Raw genomic sequence first — 15,857 nt, forward strand, 5'->3', positions numbered from 1 at the left:
ATAAAAGAAGCAGTCAGTGCTTTCCGTCCGGAAAGCACTGCACGTCGGTCAGGCGTACTCTACTTTGCCGCCATCCTCTTTATCGAAACGCTTATCCAGACGATAGGTTTTCTTGTAGATCAGGGCACTCAGACCCACGAGAACGGCAGGTACCAGCAGCATGAGCACTTTCAGGCCAGTGATGGTGTCCGGGGTCTGAACCTCGTTAGCGACATAGCCAATCAGAGTCAGGCCAGAACCGATCAGGAAACCGGCCAGTGCGCCAGCCGCTTTTACCAGCATGGTCTGCACAGAGAAGATAACGCTTTCGCTACGCATACCGGTTTTCTCTTCACCGTAATCCACAACGTCCGCCAGCATCACCGTAGACAAACCATTAAACAGACCATTACCAAACTTCATGGCAGCACCGGCAATACCCACCAGAATCGCATTTTCCGGAGCGATCACGCTACCCAGGAACAGGACGGCACAGCACAGAATTGGGAAGCCACAGGCGAGAGGCCACATAAAGCGGCGGTTAACCACCTTGGAAATCCATGGGAACAGGAAAATGCCGGCAAATTCAGCCGCACCCGCCACCAGCATAAACATCGGGAACATCTCAGGCATGCCGATGGCGTAGGTGAAGTAATAGATACCAAAGCCGCCAATCAGCTGCATGGCAATATTAAACGACAGAACAAAACCAATCAGGGACTTCAGCTGGTCGTTTTCGCCAATGATTTTCTTAACATCACTGATGGTAAACTTCTCTTTGGCCACTTTGCCCGCATCGGTTTTCTCCTTAACCCGCATGAAAACCAGAATCGCACTGGCAACAAACAGAACGGCGATGCATAAGCTCATCATGAAGAAGCCCTGCCCCTGGTCACCGTTGCCCAGAAGACCTACCGTGTAGAGACCGTAGCCACCCACAACCGTCCAGGCAATGCTGGCAAAAATACGGGGCCATACCACCAGGTGCTCCCGCTCTGAACGCTCAGAAGACAGGGAAGGAATCATCGACCAGTAAGGAATATCCATGATCGTATAGGTCACGCCCCAGAGGATATAAGTCGCTGCGGCATAAACATAAACAAAGGTTCCTTCATAACGATGGGCACTGAACAGCATGACCAGTACAACAGCGTTAATCACCGTACCAATAAGAATCCAGGGGCGGAATTTACCAAAGCGGGAGCGGGTATTATCAACAATCATGCCCATCAGCGGGTCGGTGAAGGCGTCGATCACCCTCGCCACCAGAAACAAAGTACCCACAAATGCCGCTGAAAGACCAACGACATCGGTGTAATAAAACATCAGAAAGATGTAAATAGGCGCACAACCAAAGTCTTTACCCAGGGCACCCAGCCCATAAGAAAACTTGGTATCCAGCGATATATGCTGGTTATCCGTTTTTGTACTCATTATTTTTACCCCCAATTAAAAACAACAGGCGAACTTCAACTTTTAAACGGTTTAACTTTTTAACTTTTGAACTTTTTAAACGTCGAATAGCGGCCGGAATCACCCTGACGGATGACCCCGACCCCACACAACTCAGGACAATTCAAACTGCCATTGATAGGAAGAAGCCTTCAGCAGATATTCCGGACGAACGCTTGGCGACCAGGAATCGTCACCACCCACTCCCATATGAAAACCATCGAGATAGACAAATGCGCCTTCACAGGCTTCCAGCTCATTCGTATGCAGAGCCTTTGCCAGCTGCTCCTGACCAAACGGACTGACGCTGAACTGGAAATTGCCTTTAACTACTGCGTCACCTAACGACAGACGGCGGGTATCACAGCGTAAGCCATTGTCGCTCGGAAAAATGTAAGGTGTATGCATCTGGCTCAGAGGCTGAGACCATTCACCGATATCGGCACTTAATAGACGATCCGGGTAGTTCTCATGAGGACCACGGCCAAACCATGCAACGGACTCAGGCGTATTTTTCAGGCGTAACCTGGCACCAATCCGGGGCATGGGCGGCAGAGACCGGTCAAGCTCAACCCTGACATCAATCCTGACCTCACCCGCTGCACTGAACTGATAGATCCATAGGGTTCGGATAATCGGCTGCTCTGCCTGCTCGTCAGCAAAGTATTCATGCTGTGCCTGCACCTCTCCCCGCTCAGGGTGACAACTGATATCAACGCATCGGTGCACCGGGTTAAACAGTCCGGCTCTCTGCCAGCGTGGCATCCAGGCGTTCGGATCAGGGCGGTCGATTTCACTGACACCAATGTCGTTATCCAGCGGTGCCCGGAAGAAGTTGTCCTGCAGCGGTGCCAGCAGTTGCTCTTTGTCGTTTTTCACCCAGCTGGTCAGCTGACCACTGCCCTTGCTTAACGTCCACTGACTGTTGGCAGCCGATACCGTGAAAGCGGATTCAGACTCAACAATCGTTGTTACTGTTTTATCACCGGATAATGAAACAGCTGACAGCGGCTCCCGTAACAGGAATTGGTGTCGGGCCACTTCATGACCCGCTTCAGACCAGGCTGTCGCTTCGGTCAGATGAATGGCTACATTCAGCAGTGGCGTGTTGCCCCCTGCAACAGACGACAGATCAATATTAATCCGCTGACGTTCACCCGGCGCAATATTCAACTCATTTTCGCCCGACGCCAGCCTTTCAGTGCCGGACAGGATCTCCCATGTCAGCCTGTGGTGATCAGTATTAATAAAGCCGTATTCACTGGTCACTTCAATGGCAGGACTATCACCTTCGATCAGTTCAAAGGTAAAAGGCTGCTGTGCCCGTTTGGCTTCATTAAGGGCTGGATGCGGTGTTTTATTCGGGAATACCAGACCATTGACGCAGAACTGGCGGTCATTGATTTCATCACCAAAGTCACCACCATAAGCCCAGAAGTGCTTGCCATTTTCGTCAACCTTATCCAGCCCCTGGTCAACCCAGTCCCAGATAAAGCCACCCTGCAAACGTTCATGCTGACGGAAAGCTTGCCAGTATTCGGCAAAACCACCCAGGCTGTTACCCATGGCGTGGGCGTATTCACACAGAATAATGGGGCGATGCTCACCGGCTATACCCACCCATTTGTTCAGCGCCCATTTTGGTTCGTCATACCAGGGCTGAGGCAGGTCCTGATCGGTACGGGCATACATAGGACAGATGATGTCTGTCGCTGCGGTATTGGAACCGCCACCTTCGTACTGCACAGGGCGCGAAGGGTCAGTCCGCTTGATCCACTGGTACATAGCGTCGTGGGCAGCGCCGTAACCGGACTCATTGCCCAGCGACCAGAGAATAATGGACGGGTGGTTGAAGTCACGAGCCACCATGCGGGTTGTGCGCTCCATAAATGCACTTAACCAGCGGGAATCATCCGCCAGCTTACCCATGGGGTTCATGCCGTGGGTTTCAATGTTGGCTTCATCCACCACGTACAGACCCAACTCGTCGCATAACTGGTAAAAAGCCGGTTGATGCGGGTAATGGGAACAGCGCACCGCGTTGAAGTTGCTTCGCTTCATCAGCAGCAGGTGTTCTTTAACGTCTTCGACGGTCTCAAAATGACCGGTCGCAGGGTTGTGCTCGTGCTTGTTAACCCCACGGATCATCAATGGCTTGCCGTTCAGGGTTAACAGACCATTATTGATTTCTACTTTTCGGAAGCCAACATTGTAAGCTTCTGTCTCGTACTCTTTGCCGCTGTCAGAATCCACCAGAGTCACGGTCAGGCGATAAAGATTAGGGGCTTCTGCGCTCCATAGCTTCGGGGCAGGCACTTCAAGGTCGACAACACAGCGATCATCGTAGCCACCTTTTTCATCCACCAGGGCACTTCCCATTGGCTGGGTCTTTGTGCAGACAACCGTCTCACCAGAATACAGGGTGGTTCGCACAGACAGGGTTTCGCTCTGGCAGGTATCAACGACAATATTCAGGTAACCCTGTTCGTACCGATGATCCAGTTCAGGTGTCATTCTTACATCAGTAATATGGCGGGCAGGCTTGTTGAGCAATGTGACCGAACGGTAAATACCACTGAGCCACCACATATCCTGGTCTTCCAGATAGCTGCCGTCGGACCAGCGAATCACCATCACGCTCAGGTGGTTTTCTCCGGACTTCAGGTAGGGCGACAGGTCAAATTCAGCAGCAAGGCGGCTGTCCTGTGAATAACCCACCATCTGACCATTACACCAGAGGTAAAAAGCACTGTTCACGCCGTCAAAAATAATGCGGGTCTGGCTCTCCTGCTCCCAGTCTTCCGGCAAGCGGAACGTGGTTGAGTAGCAACCGGTGGGGTTTTCTTCCGGAACAAAAGGAGGCTTGCAGGGGAAGGGGTATTTGACATTGGTGTAAATGGGTTTGTCGTGTCCCTGAGTCTGCCAGTTGCCGGGAACCTTTATGGTGGTTTCTGATTCAGTCACCCCGGTTTCAGGAAAACTGGCTGGCACAGACTCAGGCGCAGAAAAAAGTGCAAAATGCCAGTCACCGTCCAGACTGATTCTGCGGTTGCTGGCTTGACCACTTAATGCATCCGCTTCCCTGCGCCAGCTGTGCAAAGGAGAATGAGCTTTCAAACGGTTCCAGGAGGTAACTTCCGGATTTTCCCAATCTCGACGAATCAACAAACTCATAACCTACTCTGCAATCAATCGTTTCAGACAAATTTTCAGCCAGCTTAAGTGATGCCTTTGAGAACAGTTACATGAAGAACCGGTAACGTTGATGCCCAAAGTGTTCACATTTTTTCACAAACGATCATAAGGAGGGCGCTTTATGAACATACTGACACAGGTCAACAATTTGTAACGTTTCATACTTTTCAGGTAATAAAACTGTAATGCCTATTTTTAATAGGTATTTTGAAATGTAACGTTTACATATTTGTAACCAGACTGTCCGAAAGGTATAAAGCAGCCCCGGGCCAGTCTTGAAATGCCGGACAAGCAAGCGCTTTGAAATCTGTAGTGGTTTATAAAAAACGATGACTTCGATAAAAGATGTAGCCAGAGAGGCCAATGTCTCTACGGCCACGGTCTCAAGGGTGATTAATCGCCAGTCAAATACCAGCAGTGCCGTCACTGCGGCGGTGCATCAGGCCATTGCTAAACTGGGTTACAAAGTAAGCAGTACCCGGCAGGCAGCTGCCGCGATGGGCGTCATGGTGTCTGATGTTTCTGAGCCTTTTTTTGGCCAGATCATTAAAGGGGTAGAAGCTATTGCCAGAAAAAACGACAAACGTCTTTTTGTTCTGAGCAGTCAGTACAGTGCCGACACAGAACGACAGACCATCAGGCAATTAATGAGTCACTGCGATCACGCTATTATCCACAGCAAATGGCTGCCGGATGAAGAACTGGTTGAATACGCCAGCCAGATGCCCGGCCTGGTACTGATCAACCGCTACATCAAGTCCATCAGCCACCGCTGCATCGCCCTTGATAATGTTTATGGCGGCTACATTGCCACCCGGCACCTGCTGAACAAAGGCCACCGGAACATTGGCTGCCTGTGTTCTGAACAGAATATAGACGACGCTGTTGACCGGTTGAAGGGTTATAAGCAGGCTCTGACTGAATATGGCATTGCTATTGACGAACAATTCATCACATCCAGTTACCCTTCGGAAGAAGGTGGAAGACTTGGGACGTATAATCTGCTGGCCAAAAAGCTGACTTTAACCGCCATTGTCGCCTATAACGACGTAATGGCAGCCGGAGCACTATCGGCTCTTGCGGAAAACGGCATCCAATGCCCTGAGAGTGTATCCGTTGTCGGTTTTGATGACCTGATTATTGCCAGCTATCTGAACCCCAGACTCTCAACCGTTCGCTACCCTGCTGCGGCAATGGCAGAGCAGGCAGCAAGACTGTCACTGAAACTGACCAGTCAGGACGCCCCAATGCCCCGGGAGCACGTTCTGATACCTACGTTTGTCGAGCGCAGCAGTACATCGGCCTTAACTCCCCAAACACCTTTTTTCTTAGCAAAATCGTCGTAAACCCTCGCCCAATGCGGGCGGGGATATAATACCAATTCCGTTTTTAAATTATGATAAAGTAGCCCAGCTTCTGGAACATAAACTTTTTAAACGGCCAACTTCAGAAGTAAGCTTTTTCCATCCATCGCAGAGTGCATCAACGATGGCATCATAATTTTTGAAAGACCTATTGGATAAATCATGTTCTCTCAACCACTCCCAAAGTTGTTCTGAACTATTCAGCTCTGGTGAATAAGGAGGTAATGGAATTAGCACCAGGTTGTCATATTCGGGAAGATCATTTGCGTGATGATATCCAGCATTATCTATCACCACTGCCGCATACTGTCCTTCAGGTGTTACTTTACTCAGGTTTAGATTTCTTGAAACATGAACGTTCGGTAAAATATTTAGCGTCGGCGCAGCCAATCCCGTCAGGCACACAATTTAAACCTGCCTGAACCGTTTAAATCATTGGTTCTGAGTTCATTTATGCCGCTTTTTCCAAAAAACTATCCGAACGTTCGTTTTTATCCGGCAATTTCAGCTCTAATTTTTGCTCATATCGGTTCCAGCAGCCACGAATTCGAAACTGCGGAATAATCCAAAACAGCGCGCGCCTAAGCATTCCGGCCGTGACTGTATGGGGATTCCTCCAGGCAGTTTTGGCCAGCGCAATGGCCGCTGGATTTTGACAAATGGTCAGCAATTGCACCAGCGCATACCCTGCCATTTTAATGTGCATCCACCGTAACAGCGTTCTGAGTTTCTGCTGCCATAAATGCTTGCATCCAAACTCGTGTTTAAGTTGCTGGAACATAGGCTCTATAGGCCACCTGAGCGAGTAGGCTAATAGCACTTCATCGGCTTTCAAGTCAGGATTGGTGGACAGAAACAGTTTAGTTTCTGTTTGTCCCTTGTCGTTTTCAAAACAACTCCAGACGACTCGGACAATACGGCCTTTCAAAAAACGAGCTCGGCAAATACAAGAACGAAAAGAGACAGTCCGGTTCTTTCTGTAAAGCCAGAGAGTCATCTTGGTCTCTGGTAATTTCTCTACTTCCTCAGGTGTCATTTTGACACCGTACTTACGCTTGCGGCCTTTCCTTTTGAAAGGAGAGGGAGGAAGTGCATCGACTGGAAGCGCATAAAGTGCCCGGTTTTTCGGTATATGACCAATGACCTCATACCCAAGCTCAAGCGCGGGCTGCATCATGGTATGATTCATAAACCAGCAGTCAGTGAGCAGGCGCAAAGCTCGCCCCTGAAGACTCTGTCGTACAGATTTCAGCATGGCCTTTGCAATTTTAAGCTTGCTGATGTTGCCTGACTTAGGTGATGGAAAAGCCATCACTGGAATCGCAGTATGCACCTTGTCTGATGGTCTATGGAAAGGAATAGCCAGAAAGACCCAACATTGACCAAGGAGATAAGTACACCGGTTCTTTTTCTTGCTGTGTTGGTGATGTATTCGGCATGCCGGTGCTTTGTCAGAGCAACGTTCGAGTGTCAGGTCGTCGAGAATCAGGGGAATGGTCTGACCGTCAGGCACTTTAGAACTGACCAGCAATATCAGACGATGCGCCAGGTTTCGCCAACGCCACTTACCTTGGGAGACCCAATGATGGTAGCTGTTCCAGAAATTTTCGTAGTGGATCGTCAGAAGGGCTTGTGTAACAAAGCCTTCGCCAGAAAGCATGCCACCCAGAAGTAACTCACAGAACGTTGGTGCCGCAAGTGGTGATAGCGCTTTTGCAAGAAATGTCGTATATAAAGAAAGCTCTCGAAGGATTACTTTCTGATCTGAAGTGAGCATGGCAACCGCTTTTTCCTGGTAGATGAAGCGGTTGCTTAACCTATCTCAGCATCAAAAAATACGAAACGTTAGTACTTATAATTCTCTAAACTTGAGTTACTTTAGAAATCTCATTTAAAAGAAGAGCCATTGATTCTGTATTAGCCATCGGAAGTATTAAGGCAATAGCTTTATCTCGTTCTGGGCAGACGGCTCCAAACATATAAGCATATTTGAATTGGCGTTGCCGAATTAATCCTGGTCGACTTCCTTTAGGAGCCCAAATTCTGCTGATAGTGTTTTGTTGACCAAAGCGTCCTTCGTCTTGAAACCAAACATCAACATTTTTTAGATCTACACTTTCCGGTATCCTTTGCTGTACCTCATCTTTGAATTTTTTTTAAACGCTTCCTGTGCTTCTGGATCACTCTCAGGGTGACGTGTTCGACCGGAGATCCATGAAAGGCCAACTTTATGAAGTAATCTATAAACTGTTGAGTTGACACAGTCTATGCCAAATTCCTTGCTTAACATTTCTTTGATATCTCTTCCAACAACTCTTCCCCCTTCACGTTGTTCCTGAAGTTCAAGAACGGCACTTTTAAATCGCTGTTCTTGTTCATCAGTTAATATATTTTTTCTGCCACGACCGCCTCTATCCTTAAGAGACTCTGCTCCTCCTTCTTTATAACGGCATAACCATTTGTATACTGCTTGAGGGTGGACATCGAGTAAATCTGCAACTTCTGTTTCTGGTAGACCTTTTTGTAAGAGCCGCAAACCAAGCAGCCGAATACACTCCCTGTTATCTAAGGCATGTCGTGCTTGGTTTTGGAAATCTTCTTTAAAGAAGGCTTCGGATAAATTGGGAGAACAAGACATCTTAATAGTAGATAGTAGGCAATAAAATTTATACTCAGTTTAGCTCATATTCTGAAAAAGGGATTGGTATAAGGTGGGTATTCAGCATTCGCAACCGTCTTGATGATGTTGATTTGAGATTATTTACCATGACACTGATAGCCAGTTTTGGTGGGTAGGCCACCAACAGGTGTACGTGATCTTTTTCGCCATCCATTTCAAGTAACTGGCATTCCAGTTTTTCACATGCACTCTCGAACGACTCCCGTAACTGCTTGATCATATAGCCATCAAAAAGCTTTCGCCTGTACTTTGTCGTGAACACCAAATGAACAACCAGCTTGGTAACGCTATGTCGTTTGCGAAGATACCCTTTAAGCAAATCTTTATTGCGTGCGCTCACTTGAAAACCTCTTTCAAATACCTGTAATATAAAGTTTATATTGATGAGTACTGAAATAACATTCCATGCTGAGAGCCACCAAAGTACGAATCTATCCAACATCAGAGCAGGCGGAATTTCTCGACCGTCAGTTTGATGCTGTGCGGTTCGTATGGAACAAGGCCCTGGCTATTAAGGTTCATTATTACAAGGTTCGTGGGCAGAGCCTTTCTCCCAAAAAACACCTGAAGCCCTTGCTGGCAAAAGCCAAGAAAAGCCGAAAGTACTCATGGCTGAAAAACGCTGACTCTATTGCACTGCAACAGGCCACTATCAATCTGGATACGGCCTTTCAAAACTTTTTCAATCCCAAATTGCAGGCAAGATTTCCTCGCTTCAAGAAAAAGCATGGCAAGCAAAGTAGCTACCATTGTACGTCTGTCTCTGTGGGCGATAACTGGATAAAAATCCCCAAGCGCAAGCCCATAAGGGCTAAAGTGCATCGTGAAATAGTGGGTAAGGTGAAGTCTATCACCCTGAGCAGAACGCTAACCGGCAAGTATTTTGCCTCCATATTGGCTGATGATACCCAGGAACAACCAAAACAGATTGATAATCTTGAAGCTAATCAGGTTGTCGGTGTTGATATGGGGATTACTGATCTGGCTATCACCAGTACCGGCCATAAGACTGGCAATCCTCGCTTTCTGAAAAAAGCACAACGTAACCTGAAAAGAAAACAACAGGCTCTATCTCGCTGCAAGAAAGGCTCAAAAGGTAGGCACAAAGCCCGTTTATTGGTGGCAAAGGCGCATGAGCGTGTAGCCTTTGCCCGTAATGATTTTCAGCATAAGCTATCAAAACAACTCATCGACGAAAACCAAGCGGTGATTGTGGAGACACTGAAAGTTAAAAACATGCTCAAGAACAAGCGTCTTGCTCGTTCTATTGCTGATGCTGGCTGGCACTCACTGATAACCAAACTCGAATACAAGGCAAAGCAGGAAGGTAAACATCTGGTGAAGATAGACCAGTGGTTTGCATCCTCTAAAACTTGCTCAGTCTGCGATTTGAAACAGGAAAAAATGCCATTGAGAATCCGATCATGGGAGTGTAGCTGTGGTGCTATCCATGACCGGGATATTAATGCAGCTCGCAATATCAAGAAGCAAGGCATATTGAAATTAAAGGCGGAAGGACTGTCCGTTTCTGCTGATGGAGGCTTGCGTAAATCCGGCATACTGTCGGTTGCTGCCTAAGAAATCAGAAGCCTCACCCGATAGGGTGGGGAGCAGTCACCGGCTTGTGAAAGTTTCGGACATAGCGGAGGGGTTGTACAGGTCAATCGTAATAATAAGGATGCACCCGAATGAACGGGTGCATAAGCAAGTCGCTAAACTGAGCCAGTTGTCACATTTGCCTGCACAAAATCAAGACTGGCGGTCGAAAAGTCAGATGGATTCTGATCACCCGCTGAAACTCTGGAAGGCGACTCCAGAGGGACTGCCGGAGAGCCTGCCGGACTCAGCAGGCCATCATGCTTTGACGTGGAAAGCTTCTGAACCTGTGCCGCAAGCCCTTTGCCTGCATCTTCTTCATCCCTCATGATTTGTTCAAAGAAGTCTTTCAGTGTTAACTTTTCACGCTCCAGACGGTGAACGTCTCCTCTGACAGCATCACGTACACCTTTGCCAAACCCAATAAGGCCACTCACAATACCCAGGCCTACACCAGCTAAAGCCCCGGCAAAGGCTCCAGCGCCACCTGTCACCGAAGAACCTATAATCCCTCCCACGGCAACCCCTCCCAGAATCACTTTTAGACCATAGTTGGTGTTGGTTCCAGCCAACATTTCAACCAGCTTTACCACTCCTGCAACAGGGATACCGACAGCCAGTCCTGCAATGCCTCCAGCCAGAGAACCCGGAGCGCAGGCCAGGATCCTTGCCCCCTTGGCAACAGCATAAGCCGTTTTGACAAGGAGGTTTCCGGCAGTAGCAAACGGGCAGGCCAGCCTCTGACCTATAGTGGCTCCTTTTTTATAAGCCGGAGCCGTTGTCGCGGCTTTGTGCATCTCCGGGGAGCTCAGAACCGGGACAGGCGTTGCTTCTGTCACATCATGACCGCTTCTGCTTCGCCCTGTATTAGTCGGGGTTGTTTCCGTTGTAGGTGTTTGTGTATAACCCTGAGTAACGCTTACCGAATTCATTCCTGTACTGTTCATAGTTCGACTCCCTGTCTTTCGTTATCTGGCAATAGTGCGTGTTAGCGTTGTCAGATAATGAAGCCTGAAAGCATTGAAGACACTAACTACTGCGTTAGCGCCTCTGACCATTTTCAGCGGGGTCAGAGCAAGGTCTGTGTTTACAGGCCCGCGTCAGCCCGCAGGGCGTCAGCCTTGTCGGTTTGCTCCCAGGTGAACTCTTCGTCTTCACGACCAAAGTGGCCATAAGCAGCGGTTTTCTGATAGATCGGACGCTTCAGATCCAGCATACTGATCAGACCTTTAGGGCGCAGGTCAAAGTGTGCACGCACCAGCTCAACAATTTTCTCGTCGGCAATCTTGCCAGTGTCGAAGGTGTTAATGGAGATAGAAGTCGGCTCTGCCACTCCAATCGCGTAAGACACCTGAATCTCACACTTATCTGCCAGACCCGCAGCTACAATGTTCTTGGCTACGTAGCGACCTGCGTAAGCAGCGGAACGGTCAACCTTGGACGGGTCTTTACCGGAGAACGCACCACCACCGTGACGAGCCATACCACCGTAGGTGTCAACAATGATCTTACGCCCCGTCAGGCCGCAGTCGCCAACCGGTCCACCGATAACAAAGATACCCGTTGGGTTGATGTGGTACTGAGTCTCTTCGTGCAGCCACTCCGCCGGAAACACCGGCTTGATAACGTGTTCCAGAATGTCTTTCTGCAACTGTTCCTGAGAAATTTCAGGGTCGTGCTGGGTAGACAGGACAACAGCGTCAACACTCTGAACCTTGCCCTGTGCGTCGTAACGCATAGTAACCTGACTCTTGGCATCCGGACGCAACCATGGCAATGTGCCATTTTTGCGCAGTTCAGCCTGGCGCTTCACCAGCATATGAGAGTAGTAAATAGGCGCAGGCATCAGAACCGGCGTTTCGTTGGTGGCATAGCCGAACATCAGGCCCTGGTCGCCAGCACCCATTTCGTGCTCTTCGGTTTCGTCTACACCGACAGCAATGTCCGGGGACTGCTTACCGATAGCGTTCAGGACAGCAACGCACTCACCGTCAAAGCCCAGGTCGCCATGATTGTAACCGATCCCCGTCACGACCTTACGCACCAGCTCTTCAATATCAACGTAAGTCTCGGTACGAACCTCACCCGCCACGATCACCATGCCGGTTTTAACCATGGTTTCAACCGCAACACGGGCATCCGGATCGTCTTTCAGAATCGCATCCAGAATCGCATCAGAAATCTGATCCGCTACTTTATCCGGATGACCTTCCGATACAGACTCGGAGGTAAACAGAGAATAATCTGCCATTGTCTTCTTGTGCCTCATTAAACAACCATGATTCCGTTTCGGGATAGAACGGCTTCACAGAAAACTATTACGTTAAAGCTGGCTGCGAATAAAAACATTAAAACTATTCCCGGCCAGCCTCTTGTTCATTAGATAATCGTCGTTTATCGATAAAAGCGACGAACCTGAATCTGAAACCCGTTACGTAGTCTCAGGTACTGGGATTCTCCTGAGTTCAAACTTGCGTCCCGGGCCCAGTTATCGAGATCGTCACTACTGAAACCCAGCCAGATATCGCCGCAGGATTCCCGTACCCAGTCCTGATCGTGCTGACTCAGGTCACTGATCAGAAAACTGCCTCCGGGCTTTAGCAGGCCGGCTACCTGTTTGAAAATCCCTGAAGGACTGGGTATATGATGCAACACCATATTGGCGACCACGCAGTCGAACTGATCTTCGAGATGTTGCAGTGTTTTCAGCTCTCCGTGGATAAACTCAATGTTTTTCAGAGCGTGTTTTGCAGCGAAACGCTGGCTGCTGGCGAGCATCTCCCCAGAATTATCAACAGCATAGACCTGATTAAAGCGTTGGCTAAGGGTTTCCAGGAATTCCCCTTCTCCCGGGCCCAGCTCCAGGGCCAGAGCCCGCTCAGGCATGTCTGTGGTTTTCAGTAAATCGGCAACACAGCGGGCATAAAGCTCGTGGTCAGCAATCAGTTCCTGATGCTGTCGAAACGCTTCTACATGCCGGGCAAAAAACGCCATGGACTGTTCTGCGCGCTGCTCTCTGATCGCTTCAAGCCGGAGCTCCAGCTCAGCAGGCAGAACCAGCCCGTCAACCGCTTTGAACAGGGAGCGAACGGCGTCACCAAAAGCTTCAACGGATGGTGGCAGTGACCTGCGGTAAAAAACGGTATTACCTTCCTTGCGTGTCGAAACAAGTCCGGCCTGGGAAAGTACTTTGAGGTGGTGGCTCATGGCTGGCTGGCGCATAGCAAACACATGACTGAGTTCCAGTACCCCGAAAGAATCTGTGCTGAGTACCCTGAGCACCTGCAGTCTGAGAGCGTCACCAACGGCTTTGCCGAAAATGGCAAGCTGATCGACCATTTCAGTATCTGACAAGCTATGCTCCTCATACCACGAAAAAAGCCCGAATAAAGACCTGTGATTAATGCGGCCTTTTAGTTTCGCATCCATTACTTCATTGCGAATTTTAGCAAGCACTATAAGGTATATCAAAACTTTTCGATATAGGTCTGATCGTATAAAACCCCTGCCACTCAACACAAGAGGTAAATCCATGCTTCCGGGATGCCTGCAAAGACACTCTCTTTTTATCAGTCACGCTTTTATGATGTTTTTATGCGTTATCAACTTCGACATTCTCCGTAACCTGAAAGAATCTCTACTGATCACCCGCATGGGGGCAGAGATTATTCCATTCATCAAGTTGTGGGTCGTTACGCCATCAGCCTTTCTCTTTGTCTTCTGTTACAGCTTTCTGGCGAACCGGCTTTCCAGGCAGCACCTTTTTGTTTTTACCATTGTGCCATTTCTGGTCTGGATGCCTCTCTTTTCCCTGTATCTCTACCCTAACCTGACTGAACTCGCCCCCAGTTCCTTTTGTCAGACTCTATACTCCTATCTGCCCGATAGCCTGATTCTGATAGGCGGACTACTGGAACACTGGCCTTTAACCCTTCTGTTTGCCTGTGCCGAACTCTGGAGCACCGGGGTGATTTGCACACTGCTCTGGTCGACGGTAAACGACGCCAGTACGGTGGAATCATCGTCACGGGAATATCCACTGCTGACTATGGCTGGAAACAGTGCCTCACTGCTTTCAGGCCCAATGATCCTGTTGCTGGTTCGCCATCTGGCCATAAACGATGACGACGGTTGGCAAATCAGTCTGGTCTGGCTCTCTGTTGTTTTTGTTGTCTGCGGACTAATGATTATCTGGCTTTACTACCACAGCATAAAACTGGCAGCCCCCCTTTCTGCCACTGCCTCGCGGGGAAGCCATGACAATACCGCCACCCGACTGCCTTTAAAAGACAGCTTTCTTTACCTGGTAAAGTGTCCTTACCTGAGAAATATCGCCCTGATTATGCTGGCCTATTGCATTGCCATAAACACGGCTGAAGTTGCATGGAAGAGTCAGGTTTTGCGGGTGTATCCGACCGAAACTGAATATTCCATGCTAATGGGGCAGTTAACGTTTTATAGCGGTCTGGGGTGTTTACTGATGGCGGGACTAACAGCCTGGCTTGTCCGTTACAGCTGGCGAATTGCAGCCCTGGGAACTCCGCTATTGATGGCGTTTACCGGCATTCCTTTCTTTCTTGCTGTCGTATTGTCAAACAGCAACTGGCTGCCAGAAGCACTTTCCACCCCTATGCTGCTGGCAGGTATCAGCATTGGAACACTGTGTAATGTTGCCAGCAAGTCAGCAAAGTACACTTTGTTTGATGCCACCAAGGAGATGGCTTTTGTCCCACTGAATAATGAGCAAAAGCTGAAAGGCAAAGCATCCATTGAACTGATTGTCAGCCGTGCGGGAAAGTCATCCAGCGCCCTTGTGCAGCAACTTCTGATCGTTACCTTGGGATCATTGACCGCCTCAATGCACTGGCTTGCCAGTGTGTTTATGATCATCACCATTGTCTGGTTGCTATCAGTGAATGCGTTATCGAAACAGTATCGTCGCCATGGTTTCTGAAACAAAGAGAGAGTCTGAGACAAAAGAGGTTTTATTAGACGAAAGTACTTATCTTAAGCTCTATCTGTACAGATTTTTGCGGTATACACACAATGAAACAGACTGCTTTAACTGGTATAATTCTCGTTTTCCCTTGGAGTTGTGCCTGACGGGATAATCCCGGGGGAACATTGAAAGAAATACTCATTGTGCATTCGATAGAGTGCTATACAATGATTGGGTTAAAAGTGTGTTTAGTTCTTTATGTTTAATTCAGATGTACTGTGTGTCGTAGCGCATCCTGCTTTTCATAAACAATAACAAAACTTCTAGCTCAACCGCCTTGTAATGAGGCAAAAACAAATTTTTCAACTGTCAGGATATAAATATGTCTACTTCCACAGGTACTGTTAAGTGGTTTAACGAAGAGAAAGGTTTTGGTTTCATCGCCCAGGAAAATGGCGGGCCAGACGTCTTCGCTCACTTCCGTCAGATCAAGGGTGAAGGTTTCAGAACCCTGAAAGAAGGTCAGCGCGTTGAGTTCACCGTAACTCAAGGCCAGAAAGGCCCTCAGGCTGAAGACATCGTTGTACTGTAATTACAGTTCACCCCCCCAGGGGCAGCTTGTTTAAGCTGCCCCTTCGTCGTTCATCCACCT

13 protein-coding genes and 1 pseudogene are annotated in these 15,857 nt (G+C 48.7%); 4 read left to right on the forward strand and 10 right to left on the reverse strand.

Annotation, left to right across the window (positions count from 1 at the left end; all coding sequences use genetic code 11):
- Positions 1 to 48: 48 nt before the first annotated feature.
- Complete coding sequence (gene melB / locus NX720_RS08965) at positions 49 to 1,413, reverse strand: melibiose:sodium transporter MelB (protein WP_262600792.1); 1,365 nt, start codon at positions 1,411 to 1,413, stop codon at positions 49 to 51.
- A gap of 132 nt (positions 1,414 to 1,545) precedes the next feature.
- Complete coding sequence (locus NX720_RS08970; RefSeq protein WP_262600793.1) at positions 1,546 to 4,605, reverse strand: beta-galactosidase; 3,060 nt, start codon at positions 4,603 to 4,605, stop codon at positions 1,546 to 1,548.
- Positions 4,606 to 4,955: 350 nt separating this feature from the next.
- Here NX720_RS08970 and NX720_RS08975 point away from each other — a divergent pair, with 350 nt between their 5' ends.
- Complete coding sequence (locus NX720_RS08975) at positions 4,956 to 5,972, forward strand: LacI family DNA-binding transcriptional regulator (protein ID WP_262600794.1); 1,017 nt, start codon at positions 4,956 to 4,958, stop codon at positions 5,970 to 5,972.
- 48 nt (positions 5,973 to 6,020) lie between these two features.
- On the opposite strand, the gene NX720_RS08980 is transcribed toward NX720_RS08975, so the two are convergent.
- The 5 genes and pseudogenes from NX720_RS08980 to tnpA all read right to left on the reverse strand — a co-directional run.
- Entirely contained in the window at positions 6,021 to 6,395 is a 375-nt protein-coding gene (locus tag NX720_RS08980) for a transposase (protein ID WP_262600795.1), read from the reverse strand.
- 46 nt (positions 6,396 to 6,441) lie between these two features.
- Positions 6,442 to 7,767 carry an IS701 family transposase gene (locus NX720_RS08985; RefSeq protein WP_262600796.1) on the reverse strand — a complete coding sequence of 442 codons (1,326 nt, stop codon included), beginning with the start codon at positions 7,765 to 7,767 and terminating at the stop codon, positions 6,442 to 6,444.
- Positions 7,768 to 7,852: 85 nt separating this feature from the next.
- The gene (locus NX720_RS27050; protein ID WP_404831084.1) at positions 7,853 to 8,116 is read right to left on the reverse strand and encodes a transposase; all 264 of its coding nucleotides are present in this window, start codon (positions 8,114 to 8,116) and stop codon (positions 7,853 to 7,855) included.
- A complete protein-coding gene (locus NX720_RS08990) occupies positions 8,101 to 8,628 on the reverse strand; it encodes an IS630 family transposase (RefSeq protein WP_262595375.1) in 528 nt (175 codons plus the stop codon). Before NX720_RS08990 ends, NX720_RS27050 begins: the two co-directional genes overlap by 16 nt.
- Before the next feature lie 70 nt (positions 8,629 to 8,698).
- A pseudogene (tnpA, locus tag NX720_RS08995) lies at positions 8,699 to 9,010 on the reverse strand (IS200/IS605 family transposase); the annotation flags it as partial.
- Positions 9,011 to 9,075: 65 nt separating this feature from the next.
- Between tnpA and NX720_RS09000 the strand changes: the two are divergent.
- On the forward strand, positions 9,076 to 10,248 hold the full coding sequence (locus tag NX720_RS09000) for an RNA-guided endonuclease InsQ/TnpB family protein (protein WP_262600797.1): 1,173 nt from the start codon (positions 9,076 to 9,078) through the stop codon (positions 10,246 to 10,248).
- Between the two features lie 134 nt (positions 10,249 to 10,382).
- Here the strand turns inward: NX720_RS09000 and NX720_RS09005 are convergent, their stop codons facing one another.
- From NX720_RS09005 to NX720_RS09015, 3 genes are all read right to left on the reverse strand, one after another.
- On the reverse strand, positions 10,383 to 11,213 hold the full coding sequence (locus tag NX720_RS09005) for a hypothetical protein (protein ID WP_262600798.1): 831 nt from the start codon (positions 11,211 to 11,213) through the stop codon (positions 10,383 to 10,385).
- 140 nt (positions 11,214 to 11,353) lie between these two features.
- A complete protein-coding gene (metK, locus tag NX720_RS09010; protein WP_262600799.1) occupies positions 11,354 to 12,517 on the reverse strand; it encodes a methionine adenosyltransferase in 1,164 nt (387 codons plus the stop codon).
- 143 nt (positions 12,518 to 12,660) lie between these two features.
- Positions 12,661 to 13,620, reverse strand: coding sequence for a metalloregulator ArsR/SmtB family transcription factor (locus tag NX720_RS09015; protein ID WP_262600800.1), 960 nt, complete (start codon positions 13,618 to 13,620; stop codon positions 12,661 to 12,663).
- Between the two features lie 178 nt (positions 13,621 to 13,798).
- Between NX720_RS09015 and NX720_RS09020 the strand changes: the two genes are divergently transcribed.
- Both NX720_RS09020 and cspE read left to right on the forward strand, forming a co-directional pair.
- The gene (locus tag NX720_RS09020) at positions 13,799 to 15,220 is read left to right on the forward strand and encodes an NTP/NDP exchange transporter (RefSeq protein WP_262600801.1); all 1,422 of its coding nucleotides are present in this window, start codon (positions 13,799 to 13,801) and stop codon (positions 15,218 to 15,220) included.
- A gap of 367 nt (positions 15,221 to 15,587) precedes the next feature.
- Positions 15,588 to 15,797 (forward strand): transcription antiterminator/RNA stability regulator CspE, encoded by a 210-nt coding sequence (cspE, locus tag NX720_RS09025; RefSeq protein WP_262600802.1) that lies wholly within the window; start codon positions 15,588 to 15,590, stop codon positions 15,795 to 15,797.
- Positions 15,798 to 15,857: the final 60 nt, after the last annotated feature.

It is taken from the genome of Endozoicomonas euniceicola, from assembly GCF_025562755.1.
Taxonomy (GTDB): Bacteria; Pseudomonadota; Gammaproteobacteria; order Pseudomonadales; family Endozoicomonadaceae; genus Endozoicomonas_A; species Endozoicomonas_A euniceicola.